This is a genomic window from Mucilaginibacter sp., from assembly GCF_025359345.1.
Classification (GTDB): Bacteria; Bacteroidota; Bacteroidia; order Sphingobacteriales; family Sphingobacteriaceae; genus Mucilaginibacter.
The window spans coordinates 356997-377198 of the sequence record NZ_JANYGQ010000038.1 but is presented as its reverse complement, the minus strand read 5'-3'; the positions used below and the strand labels follow the sequence as shown (position 1 = coordinate 377198).

11 protein-coding genes are annotated in these 20202 nt (G+C 43.6%); 9 read left to right on the top strand and 2 right to left on the bottom strand.

Features of this window, described 5'->3' with window-relative positions; translation table 11 throughout:
- Window positions 1-162: 162 nt before the first annotated feature.
- The 6 genes from Q0R52_RS29295 (at window position 163) to Q0R52_RS29270 (ending at window position 10372) form a co-directional block, all read left to right on the top strand.
- A complete protein-coding gene (locus tag Q0R52_RS29295) occupies window positions 163-306 on the top strand; it encodes a DUF6728 family protein (RefSeq protein WP_252788782.1) in 144 nt (47 codons plus the stop codon).
- A gap of 54 nt (window positions 307-360) precedes the next feature.
- Window positions 361-738: a RidA family protein gene (locus tag Q0R52_RS29290; RefSeq protein WP_295802132.1), complete on the top strand. Its 378-nt coding sequence runs from the start codon at window positions 361-363 to the stop codon at window positions 736-738.
- Window positions 739-856: 118 nt separating this feature from the next.
- A complete protein-coding gene (gene recG, locus Q0R52_RS29285; RefSeq protein WP_295802130.1) occupies window positions 857-2965 on the top strand; it encodes an ATP-dependent DNA helicase RecG in 2109 nt (702 codons plus the stop codon).
- 127 nt (window positions 2966-3092) lie between these two features.
- Window positions 3093-4478 (top strand): M20/M25/M40 family metallo-hydrolase, encoded by a 1386-nt coding sequence (locus Q0R52_RS29280; RefSeq protein WP_295802128.1) that lies wholly within the window; start codon window positions 3093-3095, stop codon window positions 4476-4478.
- A gap of 169 nt (window positions 4479-4647) precedes the next feature.
- Window positions 4648-5937: an MFS transporter gene (locus Q0R52_RS29275; RefSeq protein WP_295802126.1), complete on the top strand. Its 1290-nt coding sequence runs from the start codon at window positions 4648-4650 to the stop codon at window positions 5935-5937.
- 181 nt (window positions 5938-6118) lie between these two features.
- Window positions 6119-10372, top strand: a complete 4254-nt coding sequence (locus Q0R52_RS29270) for a two-component regulator propeller domain-containing protein (protein ID WP_295802124.1) — start codon at window positions 6119-6121, stop codon at window positions 10370-10372.
- 170 nt (window positions 10373-10542) lie between these two features.
- Here Q0R52_RS29270 and Q0R52_RS29265 read toward each other — a convergent pair whose 3' ends face one another.
- Window positions 10543-11535, bottom strand: a complete 993-nt coding sequence (locus Q0R52_RS29265; protein WP_295802121.1) for a polysaccharide deacetylase — start codon at window positions 11533-11535, stop codon at window positions 10543-10545.
- A gap of 175 nt (window positions 11536-11710) precedes the next feature.
- On the opposite strand from Q0R52_RS29265, the gene Q0R52_RS29260 reads away from it, so the two are divergent.
- The gene (locus tag Q0R52_RS29260; RefSeq protein WP_295802119.1) at window positions 11711-12424 is read left to right on the top strand and encodes a pyridoxine 5'-phosphate synthase; all 714 of its coding nucleotides are present in this window, start codon (window positions 11711-11713) and stop codon (window positions 12422-12424) included.
- Window positions 12425-12485: 61 nt separating this feature from the next.
- Here the strand turns inward: Q0R52_RS29260 and Q0R52_RS29255 are convergent, their stop codons facing one another.
- Window positions 12486-15797, bottom strand: coding sequence for a gliding motility-associated C-terminal domain-containing protein (locus Q0R52_RS29255; protein WP_295802117.1), 3312 nt, complete (start codon window positions 15795-15797; stop codon window positions 12486-12488).
- Window positions 15798-16092: 295 nt separating this feature from the next.
- Here Q0R52_RS29255 and gcvP point away from each other — a divergent pair, with 295 nt between their 5' ends.
- Window positions 16093-19002, top strand: a complete 2910-nt coding sequence (gene gcvP, locus Q0R52_RS29250) for an aminomethyl-transferring glycine dehydrogenase (protein WP_295802115.1) — start codon at window positions 16093-16095, stop codon at window positions 19000-19002.
- A 717-nt stretch (window positions 19003-19719) separates the two neighbouring features.
- Complete coding sequence (locus tag Q0R52_RS29245; RefSeq protein ID WP_295802113.1) at window positions 19720-20106, top strand: TM2 domain-containing protein; 387 nt, start codon at window positions 19720-19722, stop codon at window positions 20104-20106.
- The last annotated feature ends 96 nt before the right edge of the window (window positions 20107-20202 follow it).

Here is a 20202-nt window from a genome sequence, read left to right as displayed (position 1 = left end):
CTCCGACCTCCGACCTCCGACCTCCGACCTCCGACCTCCGACCTCCGACCTCCGACCTCCGACCTCCGACCTCCGACCTCCGACCTCCGACTTCCGACTTCCGACTTCCGACTTCCGACTTCCCCCACTTGCTTTTCGCCTTAACCTTCCCTATATTTGTTTATGTATTTTTTCAGGAAAAAAGATCCCAACAGGCCCACCAGCTTTAACCTTAAGGTAATGCATACCATTAATGCTATTGCAATTATTATGTTTTTGCTGGGCATTATCTGGACGGTTATAAAACTGTTCATCCTGAAAAAGTAAATTTAAAACACCCCTCAACGCATATCCTCGTCTGTCAGAAAAACAAATTTCTAAATGAAAACTATAATTAATACTAATAACGCACCAGCACCAATTGGCCCGTATAACCAGGCAGTAGCTGCAGGTGGCTTTATCTTTCTTTCGGGCCAAATTGCCCTAAACCCTGCTAACGGCGCACTTGTATTAGACGATATTAAAACTGAAACCAAACAGGTGATGGATAACATTAAGGCCATTTTAACTGAGGCCAGCATTGATTTTAGTCACGTTGTTAAAACCAGCATTTTTTTAACCGACATGGGCAACTTTGCACAGGTAAACGAGGTTTACGGAACCTATTTTACAAATGATTTCCCAGCGCGTGAGACCGTGCAGGTCGCCGGTTTACCAAAAGGCGTTAATGTTGAAATTACCGTTACGGCGATTAAATAATTTGACGACTGGCTGATTTGAGGATTTGAAAATGAACTACAAGTCAGGCCAGGCGCTGCAAAGGTTTTAATCTTCAAATCGGCTTATCTTCAAATTTTCAAATCAAATCAATCATTAATTGAACACCCAGGTTTTTGAAACCCCGATTGAGTATTTAAAAGGCGTTGGCCTTAGCCGTGCGGAGATTCTAAAAAAAGAACTGCGGGTATTCAATTTTAATGACCTCTTAAATTACTTTCCCTACAAATACATCGATCGTACCCGGTTTTACAAGGTAAAAGACGTACAGCCCGATATGCCCTACGTGCAGGTACTTGCCCGCGTAATGCATAAAGAAATTGCCGGCGAGAAACGCACCAGCCGCCTGGTAGCACAGGCACAGGACGATACCGGCGTTATCGAGTTGGTGTGGTTCCAGGGCGTTAAGTGGATGGAGAAAAACATTATACCGGGCAAGGTATACGTGCTGTTTGGCAAACCCACTTTTTTTAACGGTAAGCCACAAATGGCCCATCCCGAAATGGAGTTGTATACTACCGAAGTGCAGCAGCGCAGGGGAAATCTCACTTTACAGCCCGCTTACAACTCTACGGAAAAACTTAAGCAGTTTTCGCTTGATAGTAAAGGTTTCCTTAAACTGGTATCACAATTACTGGAGCAGCACCTGAAGGATATTCATGAAAACTTACCCTTTTATATTATTAACAGGTATAAGCTGATGGGGCGTGCCGAGGCCTATCGAAACATGCACTTCCCGGAGGATGCCATTACGCTTAATGAGGCTCAACACCGCCTTAAGTTCGAAGAATTATTTTTTTTGCAGCTCAAACTTTTAAAAAACAAGTTGCTGCATACTCAGAAATTTAAAGGGAACGTATTCGGGAGTATCGGCAATATCTTTAATGATTTTTACCATCATAAACTGCCTTTCCCGCTAACCAACGCCCAAAAGCGGGTTTTAAAAGAGATAAGGCAGGATACCCAGCGCGGCGTGCAGATGAACCGTTTATTGCAGGGCGATGTGGGCAGCGGCAAAACTGTAGTTGCCCTTATGAGCATGCTTATAGCTATCGACAACGGCTTCCAAACCTGTATAATGGCCCCAACCGAGATTTTGGCAAGCCAGCATTATGCAACCATAAAAGAACTTGTTGGCGATGATTTTATTGAGGTTGGGCTGCTGACCGGCTCGACCAAACAAAAAGACAGGAAGGTTTTGCACGAGCGGCTGGAGAGCGGCGACCTTAAAATTTTAATAGGGACTCATGCACTTATTGAAGATAAAGTGCAGTATAAAAACCTGGGCTTTGTGGTGATTGACGAACAACACCGTTTTGGTGTGGAGGAAAGGGCAAAGCTTTGGCGTAAAAACATCATCCCGCCGCACATTTTGGTGATGACGGCCACCCCTATCCCCCGTACCCTGGCAATGACATTATATGGCGATTTGGATATATCTGTAATTGATGAACTGCCGGCCGGTCGCAAGCCCATCCAAACCCTGCATTATTACGAAAACCAGCGCCTTGCCATGTTTGGTTTTATGAAACGCGAAATTGCCAAAGGCCGCCAGGTGTACGTAGTTTACCCCCTGATACAGGAGAGCGAGAAACTCGATCTTAAAAACCTGATGGATGGAATAGAGGTAATGTCGCATGAGTTTCCGCTGCCAGATTTCAGAATAAGCATAGTTCACGGCAAATTGAAGCCTGCGGATAAGCAGTTTGAAATGAACCGCTTTATTAAAGGTGAAACGCAAATAATGGTGGCAACAACGGTAATTGAAGTTGGGGTGAACATTCCAAATGCATCGGTAATGATCATTGAAAATGCCGAGCGTTTCGGACTATCGCAGCTACACCAATTGCGCGGCCGTGTGGGCCGTGGCGCCGAGCAATCATACTGTATACTCATGAGTAGCCATAAGTTAAGCCACGACGGCCGTATACGCCTCAACACCATGGTTAAAACCAACAATGGTTTCGAGATTGCTGAAACCGACCTGCAATTGCGCGGCCCCGGAAATATCGAAGGCACCCAGCAAAGCGGCGTGCTTGATTTAAAAGTGGCCAACCTGGTTACCGACCAGGAACTGCTGATACAGGTGCGTAAGTTTGTAGAAACTATTTTTGAAAAAGACCCGCAGCTTGCCGCGCCGGAAAATCAAATTCTGCATCAGTCGTTTAAAATAAAACAAGACGGGCTGAGCTGGGATAAGATATCGTGACAAATAGTTTGCCTTTAGAAAAACGATCAACGACATTAATTAAGTGCTTTTAGCATATCCTGGCACTATTAATTTTATCCACTTTATTTTCTCTTTCCCTATATTTACCGCATAACTGACTAATAACATGAAACTAAAACTTACACTCCTATCTACACTAATTTTAATCGGAAGCCTTGCAAAAGCGCAGGATTCCCTAATGATTCGTAAGATATACGACGAAGAATTGGTTAACGGCCAATGCTACAGCAACCTGCATTATTTGTGTAAAAATATCGGTCAGCGCATCAGCGGTTCGGCAAATGCACAAAAAGCGGTTGAATGGGGCAAGAAACTAATGGAAAGCTACGGATTCGACAAGGTATACCTGCAGCCTGTAATGGTGCCGCACTGGGTACGCGGCGCTAAAGAAGAAGGTGCTATTATTAAAGGCGATAAAAAAATCAGCGTGCACATTGCTGCCTTGGGCATGACAGTCGCCACACCTAAAAATGGTTTAACAGCTCCGATTATTGAGGTACAAAGCCTGAAAGAATTAGAAACGCTTGGTGCAGGTGTTATTAAAGGCAAAATAGTTTTCTTTAACCGCCCGTTCGATCCAAGGTTTATCGAAACGCTTCGGGCATATGGCACCGCCGGCGACCAGCGTTTTGCCGGTCCGGCAGCTGCCGCCAAATATGGTGCGGCCGGCGTAATAGTGCGCTCGTTAACCGAAACCCTTGACTTTTATCCGCATACAGGTGCAACTTCTTATACAAAAGATGGGGTTAATATCCCGGCTGCCGCTATATCAACAAAAGATGCGAATACCTTAAGCGCTATGCTTAAAATGAAATCGCTACCGGCTGTTAAATTCTACTTTAAACAAAACTGCGAATTGCTGCCCGATGCACCATCATTTAATGTTGTTGGTGAAATGACAGGCTCCGAAAACCCTAATAAATTTATTACTGTTGGCGGGCATCTTGATTCGTGGGATTTGGCCGAAGGCGCCCATGACGACGGTACCGGTGTAATGCAATCTGTTGAGGCACTGCGCTTATTAAAAGTAATGGGCTATAAACCCAAAAATTCTATCCGTGCCGTATTTTTTATAAACGAAGAAAACGGCGACCGCGGAGGTATTAAATATGCTGAACTTGCCGATCAAAACAAAGAAGAGCACATTGCAGCCATTGAGTCGGACCTTGGTGGCTTTACCCCACGCGGCTTTACCTTTGAGGGTATTTCGCCGGCCAGGATTGAGAAAATCAGCAGCAACTGGAGCAAATTATTAGCGCCATACGGCTCAGGTGTGTTAACCGCTGGCGGTGGCGGCAGCGATATTGGCCCATTGGCCGAAAAATCAAAGGGTGTTGTATTAATTGGCTACATGCCCGATTCGCAACGCTATTTTGATGTACACCATACCCCAAATGACGTATTTGAAAACGTAAACAAACGCGAACTTGAACTTGGCGCTGCATCAATGGCATCGTTAATGTATTTGATAGACCAGCACGGTTTGAATTAAAAGAAATTGTCAAGGGGCGAGATTTACGAAGGATGAAAACGTCGTAAATCTTGCCCTTTTGCATTAATTGCAACGATTTTCTATTCGGCAAATGCAAAATATTGCACCCGCCAAACAATTCTTAGCCCACAAACCTTAATTTTGCCGCATCACAAAAAACACCCCATCATTGGCATCAGAAGGCGACAGTAAACCCAAAACAGATTCATTTGCAGCGTTACGCTATAAGGATTTTCGCTCGTACCTGGGCATGCGGTTTTTCTTCACCTTTGCTTACCAGATGCAGGCAGTTGTAATCGGCTTTTACATTTACCATGTTACAGGCAGCGTATTTGCACTCGGCCTTGTTGGCTTGTGCGAGGCCATTCCTGCTGTTTGTATTGCATTGTACGGCGGCTATGTGGCCGATAAATCCGAAAAACGCAAAATGTTGCTCACCATCTCCGGGTTGGTGCTTTTCGCATCAGTGGTGATGTTTACGGTTACCATGAAAAACGTTGCGCCGTACCTGCATAAGGGATGGATTATACCCATAATATATGTAATGATATTTTTAAACGGGTTGGCCCGTGCATTTTATGGCCCCGCTACTTTTACTATTTATGCCCATAGTATCCCCAAAGAAATTTACCCTAACGGCAGTACATGGAGCAGCTCCAGCTGGCAGATAGCCTCTATCCTGGGCCCGGCAGCCGGTGGATTAATTTATGGTTTTTACGGCATAACTGCGACTTTTAGCGTTATCCTTTGTTTTCTTTTACTATCTATAATCCTGATATACCGATTACGCCCTTACCCGCCGGTATTTATCCCGAAAGAGAATGTATGGGATAGTTTAAAAGAAGGAATTGATTTTGTTTTTAAAAGCAAAATGCTGATATGGGCCATGAGCCTCGACTTATTTTCGGTGTTTTTTGGCGGGGCCGTGGCGCTTTTGCCTGTATTTGCTAAAGACATATTAAAAGTTGGTTCCGAAGGCTTAGGGATAATGCGTGCAACTTCGTCATTAGGTGCGGTGCTAACTATGCTGGCAATGGCCCGTTTTTCGCCGATGGGTAAACCATGGCGTAACCTGCTTATTGCGGTAACGGGTTTTGGGCTCTCCATTATTTGTTTCGGCCTTTCGCGTAGCTTTTATTTATCACTAATCTTCCTGTTTACCGAAGGCGCCTTTGATAGTGTGAGTGTTATCATCCGTGGAACCATAATGCAATTGCTCACACCCGATCATATGCGTGGCAGGGTATCGGCAGTAAACTCCATGTTTATCGGCTCATCAAACGAAATTGGGGCGTTTGAATCGGGCACGGCAGCCAAATTGCTTGGCACCGTTCCATCGGTTGTTTTTGGCGGCACGGTAACGCTGCTAATCGTCACCATTACCTTCCTGAAAACTCAAAAATTGATTCCCCTTTCGCTGGGTCAAATTCAAACGCCCGAAGCAGCTGAGACCGAATAATTTTGTCCAAACCTTTTTGCAACAGCCGGTTCCCGTTACGCCCGCGATACACGTAACATAACCTTTACAAAAAAATAACGTAAAAGGCAGCAACAGTTTAATTTAGGTTTGTAATAACCTTTAGCCTGTTATCCAGGAGCAATCGCATCACCTGGCAATTACTGTAAAGAAAATACTGCTAATGTTAAAGCCCTGTTTGAACCCGTTTATTTTGCGCCTGTTATTTTTAAGCTTTACTTTTTCAACGCTTAATAATAGCACTATAGCCCAAAATAAGGTGGTAAAATTCTCTTCGCTTACTATCGAAAACGGCCTTTCACAAAGTGATGTAAAATCCATTATAAAAGACCACCTTGGGTATATGTGGTTCTCAACCGACGATGGGCTTAATCGTTATGATGGCTATACTTTTACCGTTTACAGGCATAAATCAAACGACCCACATTCGCTACCAACAAACGATATAACTAACCTGTTTGAAGACAAACAGGGCCATTTGTGGATAGGTAGTGGTGGTGGTCTGAGCGAATATAACCCTGAAAACAACGATTTTTCCACGCTAAAAGCTATTAAAAATGATGAAACTACCCTCTCGACGCCCGATGTAAATTATATTTTCCAGGATAGCAAAAACAACATTTGGGTTGGCACTTACTCTGGCCTTAATCTGCTTGACGTCAAAACGAGAAAAGTAAAAAGATTCTTTTATACCAAAGGAAATGAAGACACTCCGGACAATCAAATTAATTCGATAGCAGAAGATAACAACGGCAATTTGTGGCTTGCCACCGGCAATGGCCTTGTTGAGTTCAATTATACAACCGGCTTTGCAAAGCGGTACCTGCATACTGGCAAAAATAGCCTGAGCAGCAACAAGTTAAATAGTTTATTAAAAAATGCCGAGGGTAATCTTTATATCGGCACGGCCGGCAAAGGGTTGGATTTCCTTGATTTAAAAACCAAAACCTTTACAAATTTCGCGCATCAGCCGGGTAACTCCAACTCGTTGGTAAATAACAATATTTTTGCATTAACTACCGGCACGGCAAAAAAAATATGGGTAGCTACCGAGGATGGCCTTGACCTTTTTGACGAGGCAAAAGGCACTTTTACAAAGTACATAAGCGATGATAAAGGAACTGCTGGCGAAAATAATTCAATAGGCTGTGTCTACAAAAGCGGCGGTATTTTATGGTTGGGCACATATGAATCGGGCGTAAAATTCTATGATACAAACTTATCTATGTTTGGATACTATCATAAAGACCGCCTGGATGCTGATGGATTAAGCAATAATATAGTTACGTCATTTGCTGAGGGCGATAAAGGTTACTGGGTAGGCACAGACGGCGGTGGCTTAAACTTTTTAAATCAATCAACACAAAAGTTTACACATTACATGCCACAGGCAGGTGATAAAAATTCCATAAGTGGTAAACACATACTTAAGTTGTTGAAAGACAAGCAAAATAAACTTTGGATAGGATATTATGGTAGCGGGTTGGACGTGATTGATACCAAAACACAAAAAATGACCCACTTTGCTGTCGGCAATAACCCAAATCAAATAAGTGGTGTAAATGTTTTTGCATTAGACCAGGATAAAACAGGAATTGTTTGGGTAGGCATAGATGGCGAAGGCTTAAATGTTATTGAACACTCAAAAGTTGTGAAACGTTTCAAACGTAATGTATCAGATACATTACATTCGTTGTCAAACGACGATATACGGTCAATTTATTGCGACAAGGAAAACAATATTTGGGTAGGCACCTTTGCCGGTTTAAATTTGTATAATCGTGCCACAAATGACTTTACCCATTTTAAACCTACCCAAAACGGGCTCTCAAGCAATGTTATCATTTCAATATTTGAAGATTATGACGGCAGCCTTTGGATTGGCACATTAGGCGGCGGGCTGAGTAAATTCGATAAACACAAAAAAGCTTTTGTGAGTTACCAGTTTCCAAACGGCACTAACTATTCTATAATTAACAGTATTACCCAGGATGGTTATGGTTTTATGTGGGTAAGCACAAACGCAGGTCTTATCAGCTTTAAACCAAATACTAACGATATCAGGAAATACACGGCTGCAAATAACCTGCAGGGCTATGAGTTTTTTTCGGGTGCAAGCTTGAATGCTCATACCGGCGAATTGCTTTTTGGCGGGCACAATGGTTTTAACATAGTGGATCCGTATGACCTGGCGGTAAACAAAAACAAGCATGATGTGGTGTTTACCGATTTCCAGTTGTTCAATAAAAACGTTCCAATTGGTGCTAATTCAGTTCTGAAAAAATCAATTAGCCTAACGAAAGAAGTAAGGCTTAATTATGAGCAGTCTGTTTTCACCATCGAATACAGTGCGCTGAATTTCACGCTGCCCGAAATGAATTCGTACACTTACAAGCTTGATAATTTTGACAAAAACTGGAATTATGTAGGGTCGCAACGAAAAGCAACTTATACCAACCTTAACCCCGGCGAATACACTTTTATGGTAAAAGCTGCCAACAACGATGGCATATGGAATAACAACGTTACTACTTTAAAAATCATAATAATACCTCCATTTTATATGACCTGGTGGTTCAGGATCATGGCTTTGATTTTGGTTATAACTGCTGTTTACGGTTATTTTGTTTACCGTACTTATGCTATAAAACAGCAACAGAAGAAACTTAAAAAACTGGTTATCGAGCAAACTGCAGAAGTTGTTAAGCAATCAGAAGAGCTACAAAATCAATCGGAAGAACTGCAATCTTTAAATGAGGAATTGCAGGCGCAGTCGGAAGAGTTGCAATCGCAATCAGATTATTTGCAGGAGCTAAACAATGAGCTGGAAGCACAGAAGGAGCAGGAATTACAAGCACGTAAGGAAGCCGAAAAAGCCAACAAGGCAAAGAGTGTTTTCCTGGCCACCATGAGCCACGAAATACGTACGCCAATGAACGGCGTGCTGGGTATGACATCGTTATTGTGCGAAACGCCCTTAAACTCCGAGCAACGCGAATACGCCGACATCATCCGTATCAGCGGCGAAAACCTGCTGAATGTTATTAACGATATCCTTGATTTTTCGAAGATAGAATCAGGCCAAATGGAGCTCGAACAGAATGCGTTCGACCTGCGGCATTGTATTGAAGACGTGCTGGATTTATTTTCCGAAGCGGCCGCAAAAAAACAGATCAACCTGCTGTACCAATTCGCTAAACACGTGCCTGAGAAATTAATTGGCGATCAACTGCGCATTCGCCAGGTATTAATAAACCTAATAGGTAACGCTATTAAGTTTACCAGCAAAGGCGAAATATTGATACAGATCGACTTATTAGGCAATGATGAAAATGGTCTTAACCTTGGCTTTAAAATTAAGGATACTGGTATGGGTATACCGAAGGAAAAGCTAAAGCGATTATTTAAAGCATTTTCGCAGGTAGATGCATCAACAACACGTCTGCATGGTGGTACCGGCCTCGGCCTTGCTATATGCGAACGATTGGTTGAGCTAATGGGCGGCAGTATTGGTATTGAAAGCGAATTGGGTATAGGCACAACCGTAATTTTTAACCTAAAAAGCGAAGCGGACAAAACAACAGGAACTAATGAAAGTTGCGGCATCAACAATGCTGCAGAGACCCGTGTTTTGGTTGTTGACAAAAGTGGCAAAGCACTCGAATTATTAAAAACACAACTTGAGCAGTGGAACCTTAATGTTGTATGTGCAGCAACAGCCAATGAGGCTTTAAGTTTATTAACCGGCACCGCGGGGTTTAATCTTGTACTAACCGGCACCAACGTCCCGGGAACAGACACCCTGGAACTTACAAAGGCAATTCGTAATATCAATAAAAGCATCCCGGTTGTATTAATGTGTTCTGTACTTGAAAAACATAAAGCTACCGATACCGGCGCTAAAATATTATTAAAACCAATTAAGCAACAACAGCTTTGTAATGCTATACAAGCTAGCCTGGTGCAAAACAAGCCCCTACTGCCCGAAGTGGCCAAAACCTCGTTACTGTCAGAGCAATTTGCTCAAAAATTTCCGATGCGGATCTTAATTGCCGAGGATAACCTGATAAACCAAAAACTGATTACCAAAGTGATTAATAAGCTGGGCTATACGCCATTGGTAGTTAACAATGGCAACCAGGTGCTGGATGTTTTGGCCCACGATTTTTACGACATTATATTAATGGATGTGCAAATGCCCGAACTTGACGGCCTGGAAACTACACGCGTTATCCGAAAAAGCGACAAAAAACAACCCTATATTATTGCCATGACGGCAGCCGCAATGGCCGAAGACAAAGCCGCTTGCCTTGAAGCAGGAATGAACCATTTTATCTCGAAACCAATCAGCATTAAGGATCTGGTTGACGTGCTGGAACATTCCTTTGTTGAAAAGGAAGTAGGGCATGGCGTTTAATAAACCCGTCGTTGCGAGGATCGAAGCAATCTCTGAGCTTGCTAATCAACGGAGCAAAAAACGTTGTGAGTATCTAAACGCCGCATTTTGGTTTCCACAAAAGTTAAGGTTTATGATTATCCTTAGTAGAGGTTGCTTCGTTCCTCGCAATGACGAGAAAGTTCAATATTTTATTCCCCCTGGAACTCCTCATCAACGCTTTCCCTTAAATCGTAAAGCAGCCATTGTTTTTTGGCGATGGATTGTGTTTTTGATTTCAGCAGTTTTATAAAATCTTTCACTCCTACCGGCTCATTACCGTTGCCGTGTATTAATACGATACTGCCGGCCTGCGGTTGCTGCCCTTTGGCCAGCCAGGCATCTGTCCCTATTGGTATCAGTCCAAAATCAGTGATTTCATAAACCAGTTTCTTATCCGACACAAGGCCCGGGAACCTAAAAAACACCGAGGGTAACAACCCGTTTTTAAGCATTGCCATTTCAGTTTCCAACACCTCGAAATTGATATTTGTACCTGCCTCCAATAAAAAGTTCTCCTTTAAAGGTAACGTAGCACTCACCCGGTGGTTAAAGGAATGATTTATCCAGGTTATATAGATTTCGTGTTCATCCTGCATTTTTTTTAGCCAGTCTAAGTCCTGCGGGTGTTGGCGCATCCATATACCGGTTATAGAAAGGGCTATCGGCACAGGGTGTTCAACTTTTTTAAATTCGGCAATAATATCAGTAAATATAATTTTATCAAGGAGCTTGTGCGAGGGGCATAAATCGGCAGTAAGGGTTATACCCGTTTGTTTAGGCATGCCGCTCTCAATACCGGCATCCTGTGTGCTTACTGACTGGCTTTCTGCCTTTTGTAAAGCTTTGATATACGGAGTTGCCTTAAAAAACGTACGCGCTTCCTCAATCGTCATCGGCTTTACCTGGTAAAAATCGGGCTCGTCAATTTTGGTTTCCAGCGTTTGGGGGTTCACCAGTAAAAAATAGCTTTTGCCATCGTTTACAAACTGGCGGGTAATCATCCAGTCCTGCGGGTAATGTTTAGCCCAGCCGTAATAAGCGCGGTAGTTGGTTATTTTTTTATAGTTGGCCTGGGCGTTGGCATTTACTGCAAACGCCGCCAAAAAAACAAACACCAATAAATATTGTAATAATTGTTTCATCAAAATTCAGATGCAGATGTCGATTTCGAATTTAGTATTTATAAGTTTGTAAATTGAGTTTTGTGTTTACGAAAATCAATTTATCTGAAATAAAAAACGGGTTAACAAAATCCGAAATCGAACATCCGACATCTTAAATAATTCACTAAATCACTAATTCGCTAATTCAAAAATAATGGCCCGTCTATCCGTCAACATCAATAAAATAGCCACCCTGCGCAACTCGCGCGGCGGCAATAATCCCGATTTAATACAGGTTGCAAAAGACTGCGAGCGCTTTGGCGCACAGGGCATCACGGTTCACCCCCGCCCCGATGAAAGGCACATCCGGTACAACGATGTTTTTGAGTTGAAGAAAATAGTAACCACCGAATTTAATATCGAAGGCAATTGCCAGGAAGAAAAATTTGTTGAACTGGTACTGGCCAACAAACCCGAGCAGGTAACCCTGGTGCCCGATGTACTGGGGCAAATAACCTCGAACCATGGCTGGGATACTATTGCCAATAAAGAATATTTAACCGGCATTATCAAGGTTTTTAAAGATGCCGGCATACGCGTTTCGATATTTGTTGACCCCGTGGTTGAAATGGTTGAAGGCGCCGCCAAAACCGGTACCGACCGCATTGAGCTGTATACTGAAGCCTATGCACATCAATATCGTCAAAACAAAGAGCAAGCCATTGCGCCTTATGTAAAAGCAGCGAAAACAGCGCATAAACTGGGTCTGGGTATAAATGCAGGGCACGATCTTGACCTGAACAACCTAAAATATTTCGCCGAAAATATTCCGGCTTTAGACGAGGTTAGTATTGGCCACGCGCTTATTAGTGATGCTTTGTATTATGGACTAGAGAATACCGTGCAAATGTATTTACGGCAACTTTAACCGGAACCGGGATTAAGCAGATTTTAGGGATTTTTACCCGATGGAGATGCTCAAGCGGATGCTACCGGATTAGTGTCAAACTTCCTGACAGCACATTGCAATTAGTATTTAGGTTAATGACGTAATAATAAACTCCCGGTGGTAATTTTTTCCCGTTCATCGTCCCGTCAAACGGTTTAGTATATCCCTTCGATTCAAATACCTTTTGTCCGTAACGGCTAAACACCTGTACCAGCGCGCCAGGGTAGCTTTCAATATTACTTATTTTCCAATAATCGTTGACGCCGTCTCCGTTAGGCGTAAAGGCATTGGCAATGTCTAATGTCGAGAGGCCAACGGTTATTTTTACTTCGGCACGGGGACTCTCGCAAGTTCCGGTTAGCTGGGTTACAAAATAGCTGCGGTTAGCGGTCACATTAATATTAAACTTACCCCCTTTTTGTTCATCAATTTGATGGGCGCTGTTTCCGGTTTCGTATAAACGATATGTAATATCAGCTGATGCATTATTTACCGATAGCAAAGCGCTGCCACTGCTGCATAATTGAACGTCTGAAACTAACGGGGTAGCAACCTCAGCCGATTCTTTAGTTATGGTGTATGGGATGTCGACGTTACCACAGCGCGTATCCGTTACATTTAAGACGTAGTTCCCCGCTGCAAGGCTGCCAACTGAGTTTTCAAAGCCTACTTGTTTGCCTGTTGCATCGGTCCATTTATAGGTATACGGCGGTACGCCGCCTGTAATGCTTACGTTGTTTACGCTACCAATATTTAGCCCGCATTGATCGCTTGTGGTTTGACCGGTGCTTGCCACCTTAAATGCCTGTGCTTCCTCAACGGTATAGGTATTGTAAAGGTTTTCGCAGCCGTTTTGGTCGGTTATGTAAAGTTTATAAGTTCCCGCCGCAACATTTGTTAGCGCCGGCTGTTCGCCGGCTGGCCCACCCTGGCCATCAACCCATCGCAGGGTTTTAACCAGGCCATCGGTTGCCACGGTAACCGAACCTGTTTTGCCGCCAAAACATGAGGCTAATGTAGTGGCTGCATATTGCGGTAATTGAACCGGCGCCTGTTGACCAACAGTGTATTGCTGGCTAGTTTTGCTGCAACCAAAGTTATTCGAAGCAGTGAAAGTATAAACACCAGGCGCCGCGCCAGTAAAATCAGCGGTACTGGATACGACCTGATTATTTACGTCCGTCCATTGAAATTTAGTAGCGTCCGAAAAACTGATGCCTTTTATCGAGCCGTTATTTTGACTACAGCTGGCGATACTTGTCGTCACATTCGATTCATCCAGGGTTATGCCGTTGATTTCGGGGATGGTGATGTCAGTTGTATAAACCGGTCCGCATTGGGTGTCGTCCAAAACCTGCAGTTTGTAGGTGCCGGCCGGTTGGCCGGTCAAATCTTTGCTAGTGCCTACTTGTTGTTGTTGGCTGTTCCACCAGATGTACTGCAGCGTACCCGTGCCGGTAACGCCAATATTGGTAATCGAACCGGTTGTTTGGCCGCAATTTGCAGGCTGAATTTTGGTGCCGCTTTGATTGATGTTTGGGCCGCTTGCATTTTTTAGTATAACCGGGCCATAAGACACTTCACAGCCTGCAGTTTCGTCGCGCAATGTAAAGGTATATTTTCCCGCACCAAGCCCTGTAATGTCTGTTTGATAACCAACGACTTTATTTTGATCATCAGTCCAGGTATAGGTAATTGGATTTTGCGAAGGAACTAATGTCGTTAGCCCGGTAATTGATCCCCCCTGTCCGCACGATGGCTGGGTAACCTTTATTGAATTATCGTAAATTTTAGGATTGGAATTATATAGCGCAAAAACATCGGTCCTTACTGAGCAATTTCCATTGCGTGCAACGGCATAGTAATTTCCCTCCCCAACTTTATCAAGTTTTGGCCCTCCGCCTACCTTTTCGTTATTTAGGTTATACCAGTCAATTATCAGCGCATTATAAACCTCGTTCAGCGCTATTGAGCCATTGTTCTTTCCACAAGTGGGCTGTGTTATTACCCCATTGTTGGCGCTTATTGGTACCCGTACTGTAGTAAATTGCGATGAATTTTGATTCAGCAAAGTATTCGATATCATTTTTTTATCCTTAAAATTACCGGTTACCTTCCATTTACCGCCTGCATCTGCAATTACTTCTGTATAAATTAAAACCGGGTTACAAATTGGGCATTCGCTATTATCCTCATATATATAAACTGTTGATCCCGGGCTGGCGGTACCCGAATATTCGGTATCGCTGTTTACTAATACTTTTATGTCCGGGATCACCACCCCATCGATTGATTCGCCGACAGTATATGCCTCAGAACTGCACCTGATGCTGTTTTTAAGCAATTTTATATTTTTTGAAAATGAGGCATTAATTTCAACCTGGCCTTCGCCATGAAACACATTTTGTCTTGTAATATCTTCTGACCCGATAGTACCATCGCTGCAGTTAAAAATATGTACACCGGCTTGTATGTAATTATTAATTCCGATATCGTTGTTGCCGATAACCATAAAACCGCTAAGCACATTAAGCCGCATTGTTATATTATTTGAAACGTTGTCCCTTATTTCGATATTACTACCATTTGAGCAGGTTACTTCAGGCGCGTCATTCGGTATTACATTTCCGGCAACATCAACGCCTAAGTAATTGTGAATAATCCGCACATTACTGCCGCTCACATTTAGTACGCGCGATACATGATTTCCTTCAAGTGCTCCGTCCCCGCCAAATAATAAGCCATCGCAATACAAATTAATAACAGTTGGGTAAACCACGCCGAAGACGTTAGATTGAATTTTGATGTTTAAACATGGTGAATAGTTAGTGCCGGAAACTGTGCCATCAAATATGGCAAACTCATCCTCGTCAAACATGTTTCCTTTACCCGGCGCACCAATCACAATATTTTTTGATTCGATTATACTAATTGCTGATGCAACCCACACTGCTGTCTGAATTATCCTCCCATCAAATTGGTTCATCGACAAACCGTAGATAGCCACATCCTGCACATTTTGTATGGTGAAACCCGCGGTATTCGCATTTACATAGTAGAAGTTTGGGTCGTTATTTATAATGACTTTTGCATCGCCAGGGCTTATTTTATTCCCCGGTTGCGTGGAGCCATCGATAACTAAGTTTGACGAAAGGTAAGGTAATTCACTTAACAGGGTTATTGTCCGGGCGGCCTCGGTGGTTCCGGGCAAATTAAAATTTATATAATCAGTGGTTGCGCTGCCATTCGCTGCAGCCAGTGTCAAAGCCTCCCGCAATGTTCCCGGCCCCGAATCTGCATTGCTGGTAACTACAAATACAGCAGGAAAAGCCTTAAAGCTAAAGCAACACATTACAACGAATAATAAAAATCTCCAGGAGCGCATCGCTTAGGTATTCATGAAGCAAAATACTATTTTTTGTTCATAGTTGATGGTTCATGGTTCATGGCCGCAACGGTGACGGGGAAAAATGTCATACCTACCGGTCTTATTCGCAGCCGCCATCTGACTTCTACCATGATCTATGAACCATTAACCATGAACTTTCTTACATCCCACTGTAAAAACACGCAGTACATAGTGTTACCGATTGATACTGAATTGATAAAATTGTACCTTTGCACCAAAATAACTGACCCCCCATTTGATGAAGTTGAATATTGACTACCAGGAGAAATTCCAGGCGCGCCATATAGCTCCCAATGAAGCTGATACCGCGCAAATGTTAAAGGCTACAGGCGTTACTTCGCTTGATGAACTGATAAGCCAAACCATCCCTGAAAAGATAAGGCTGAAAGCCCCGCTAAACCTGCCGCCGGCAAAAAGCGAGTTTGATTACCTGGCAGCGTTAAGGCAAACTGCATCAAAAAACAAGGTGTTTAAATCGTTTATAGGCCAGGGCTATTATGATGTAATTGTACCCGGCGTTATACAACGCAACATCCTCGAAAACCCCGGATGGTACACCCAATATACCCCATACCAGGCCGAAATTGCACAGGGCCGTTTACAAGCCCTGCTGAACTTCCAAACCATGGTTGTAGACCTTACCGGGATGGGAATTGCCAACGCATCATTGCTCGACGAAGGCACCGCCGCCGCCGAAGCTATGTTTATGCAATACAGCACGCGTAAAAACGCAGCAGCAAATGTATTTTTTGTATCCGAAGAGGTATTCCCTCAAACTATTGATATTTTAAAAACCCGCGCGCAGCCTTACGGTATCGAGCTGCTGATCGGCAACCACCAGACCGTTGAATTAACCGACAGTATGTTCGGCGCCATAGTTCAATACCCGGCAGGTAATGGCGCTATTTATAATTATAAAGACTTTGCTGCAAAAGGCCACGAAAAAGGCATTAAACTAACCGTTGTTGCCGACATTATGAGCCTGGTGCTGCTTACCCCTCCGGGCGAGTGGGGCGCCGACATTGTAGTGGGCTGTACCCAGCGCTTTGGCGTACCAATGGGTTTTGGCGGTCCGCATGCTGCATTTTTTGCAACTAAAGAAGAGTACAAGCGTTCGATCCCGGGTCGCATCATCGGTGTCACTATTGATAGCGCAGGCAATTATGCGTTGCGCATGGCGTTGCAAACCCGCGAGCAACACATCCGCAGGGATAAAGCCACCTCTAACATTTGTACTGCACAAGCATTGCTGGCTATTATGGCGGGCATGTATGCCGTTTACCATGGGCCTAAAGGTGTTAAGCTGATTGCCGAAAGGATACACGGCTTAACTGTTTTATTGGCTGAATCATTAAAACAATTAGGTTACGAGCAACTAAACGAAGCTTATTTTGATACGCTGAAATTTGATTTGGGCAACCTTTCAGGCCCTGTTCATGCAGAGGCAATTAACAACGAGATGAACTTTAACTTTAAAGGTTCGGTTGTTACTATTTCGATTGATGAAACTACATCGCCGGAGGATATTAAAACTATCGTTCGCTTTTTCGCACGCGTTAAAGGCAAAACTTTAAACGATGTAAGCTTTGATGAACTGAAAGGAAATTTAACTACGGTTATCCCTGCTGATTTACAGCGTACTTCGGCCTACCTTACCCATTCTTTATTTAACTCGCACCATTCGGAACACGAGATGCTGCGTTATATAAAATCGCTGGAAGCAAAAGATTTATCGCTTTGTCATTCAATGATTGCATTAGGCTCGTGCACCATGAAGCTGAACGCTACAACCGAAATGATACCGGTTACCTGGGCCGAATTCAGCAAGATGCACCCCTTTGCCCCAACCGACCAGGTGGGTGGCTATATGGAAATTTTTGATGAGCTGAACAACTGGTTAAGCGAAATCACAGGTTTTGCCGCCATGAGCTTGCAGCCAAACGCCGGCGCACAAGGTGAATATGCCGGCCTGATGGTTATCCGCGCTTACCATAACGACCGTGGTGACAGTCACCGTAACATTGCCCTTATTCCATCATCTGCACACGGTACCAACCCTGCATCTGCAGCAATGGCCGGGATGAAGATTGTGGTAGTTAGGTGCGATGACAACGGAAACATTGACGTTGCCGATTTAAAGGCAAAAGCTGAACAATATAAAAACGAGCTTTCATGTCTGATGGTAACTTACCCATCTACCCATGGTGTATTCGAAGAATCTATCATCGAGATCTGCGAAATTATACATGCAAACGGCGGCCAGGTTTATATGGACGGCGCTAACATGAACGCACAGGTAGGCTTAACAAGTCCGGCCAATATCGGAGCTGACGTTTGCCACTTGAATTTACATAAGACATTTTGTATTCCGCATGGTGGTGGCGGTCCTGGTATGGGCCCAATCGGCGTAGCCAAGCATTTGGTTCCTTACTTACCGGGGCATGTCGTGGTTGATATCGATAAAGGAAAATCGATCCACGCCGTGTCATCTGCTCCCTGGGGCTCGGCATCTATATTGATTATATCGCACGCATACATTGCTATGATGGGCGGTGATGGGTTAACCAATGCTACCCGTTATGCCATATTAAACGCCAATTACATTAAAACGCGTTTAGAGCATCACTACCCGGTATTATACACAGGCACCAACGGCCGCTGCGCGCACGAAATGATATTGGATTGCCGTGCATTCAAAAACTTCGGCATCGAGGTTACTGATATTGCCAAACGTTTGATGGATTACGGCTTCCACGCCCCTACCGTATCCTTCCCTGTTGCCGGTACCGTAATGGTTGAACCAACCGAATCGGAGCCGAAGCACGAGTTAGACCGTTTCTGCGATGCGATGATAGCTATCCGTCACGAAATTGACAATGTAGAGAAAGGCCTGCTGGATAAAACTGATAACCCGCTAAAAAATGCGCCGCATACCGCAGCAGTAATTACTGCCAACGAATGGGAGCATCCATACAGCCGCCAAAAAGCTGCATTCCCGCTGCCTTACGTGGCCGCCTACAAATTCTGGCCATCGGTTGGTCGTGTTAATGACACTTACGGCGACAGGACACTTATTTGCAGCTGCCCGCCGCTAACCGATTACGAGTTTGAAGAAAGCGAAGTAACCACGCCGGAATACGGAACGTGAGATTGATGTGCGGATTTTTGATGTGAGGATGTGCGAATTAGAAAAGCACGTATCTTTAGCATCACAAGTTTAAAAAGTATTTGTAATTTAAAGGCTCCTAAAGGGAGCCTTTTTTTTTGTGGGGCGCAATTTTGTTAACTCTCCAATCAATTCTGTTGTTGTAGCATTTACAAAAATGAAACGCGTTACAGGACATAAAAATAAAATATCTGATAATCAGCAAATATCGAAGCGTTCCGGGTGTTGTAAAAATGGAACACCTCGCCCCATATCGTTGAGTTAAAACGGGCAAAACCGTTATACAAGTTGTTCTGTAAATCCCAGCGGGTTTACAGGTGTAAAGCCCATTGTTTTTATAATACACTGTATATCATCAAATTACAATTGTGCAGGAATATACTGTAAACCCTGTCTGTAAACCCTAAATTAAATCGCTGACGATCAGGCTGTTGCAAAAGCGAAAATTTAAAATGTTTGACAATCAGCATATTATACATGTTCGGGGTGTTCGGTGTGGGAAAACGGAACGCTGTAGTGCAATGAAAGGGTAAACCTATTTCAGGATAAGACCTTTAAGCTTTCCATCCGCACATCCACACATCCGCACATCAAAACTTTCACCGCCAAAAAACCACCATTTACCGACAAGTTACAGTCACTAACCTAATTCGCATTGCCATTTGGCCCGCCAGGCTATAGTTTTACATCATAAATAAAATGAAAACTAAATCTGGTAATGAAATGAATACTTATCAAAACTCATACGCAGCATTTCCAGGCATCACAATGGATGAATACAGCTTTATTCATCACGCATCTGCCGGGTTGACCCAAAACCAAATGACAACTTTTATGGCCGTTTACACCAGCCGCCGTAAAAACCCGACAGACATTTTAGTAGGCACGCTATTCGGTTTCATGGGCCTGGCCGGCATACAGCGTTTCATGACCAACCAGATACTTTTAGGTTTGCTATTTTTAGTAACCGGCGGTTTCCTCGGTATCGGTACGTTGATCGATGCCTTTAGCTACAAAAGCATCGCTAACGATTATAACAGGCTGTTAGCTTATGATTGCTATCACATAGCCAAAATGAACAACTAAAATTCACAACCAGGGGTGCGCAATACATAATACCTGAAAAACTCCCCGACTCCATCATATATCAAAGCAAAAGCTCCATCCGCGATTGGCGGATGG

Excerpts from the sequence above, each read along its gene's own strand:
- Q0R52_RS29290 (WP_295802132.1), top strand. The coding sequence starts at position 361 with ATGAAAACTATAATTAATACTAATAACGCACCAGCACCAATTGGCCCG.
- Q0R52_RS29295 (WP_252788782.1), top strand. The coding sequence starts at position 163 with ATGTATTTTTTCAGGAAAAAAGATCCCAACAGGCCCACCAGCTTTAAC.
- gcvP (WP_295802115.1), top strand. The coding sequence starts at position 16,093 with ATGAAGTTGAATATTGACTACCAGGAGAAATTCCAGGCGCGCCATATA.
- Q0R52_RS29280 (WP_295802128.1), top strand. The coding sequence starts at position 3,093 with ATGAAACTAAAACTTACACTCCTATCTACACTAATTTTAATCGGAAGC.
- Q0R52_RS29255 (WP_295802117.1), bottom strand. The coding sequence starts at position 15,797 with ATGTGTTGCTTTAGCTTTAAGGCTTTTCCTGCTGTATTTGTAGTTACC.
- Q0R52_RS29260 (WP_295802119.1), top strand. The coding sequence starts at position 11,711 with ATGGCCCGTCTATCCGTCAACATCAATAAAATAGCCACCCTGCGCAAC.
- Q0R52_RS29245 (WP_295802113.1), top strand. The coding sequence starts at position 19,720 with ATGAAAACTAAATCTGGTAATGAAATGAATACTTATCAAAACTCATAC.
- Q0R52_RS29270 (WP_295802124.1), top strand. The coding sequence starts at position 6,119 with ATGTTAAAGCCCTGTTTGAACCCGTTTATTTTGCGCCTGTTATTTTTA.
- Q0R52_RS29265 (WP_295802121.1), bottom strand. The coding sequence starts at position 11,535 with ATGAAACAATTATTACAATATTTATTGGTGTTTGTTTTTTTGGCGGCG.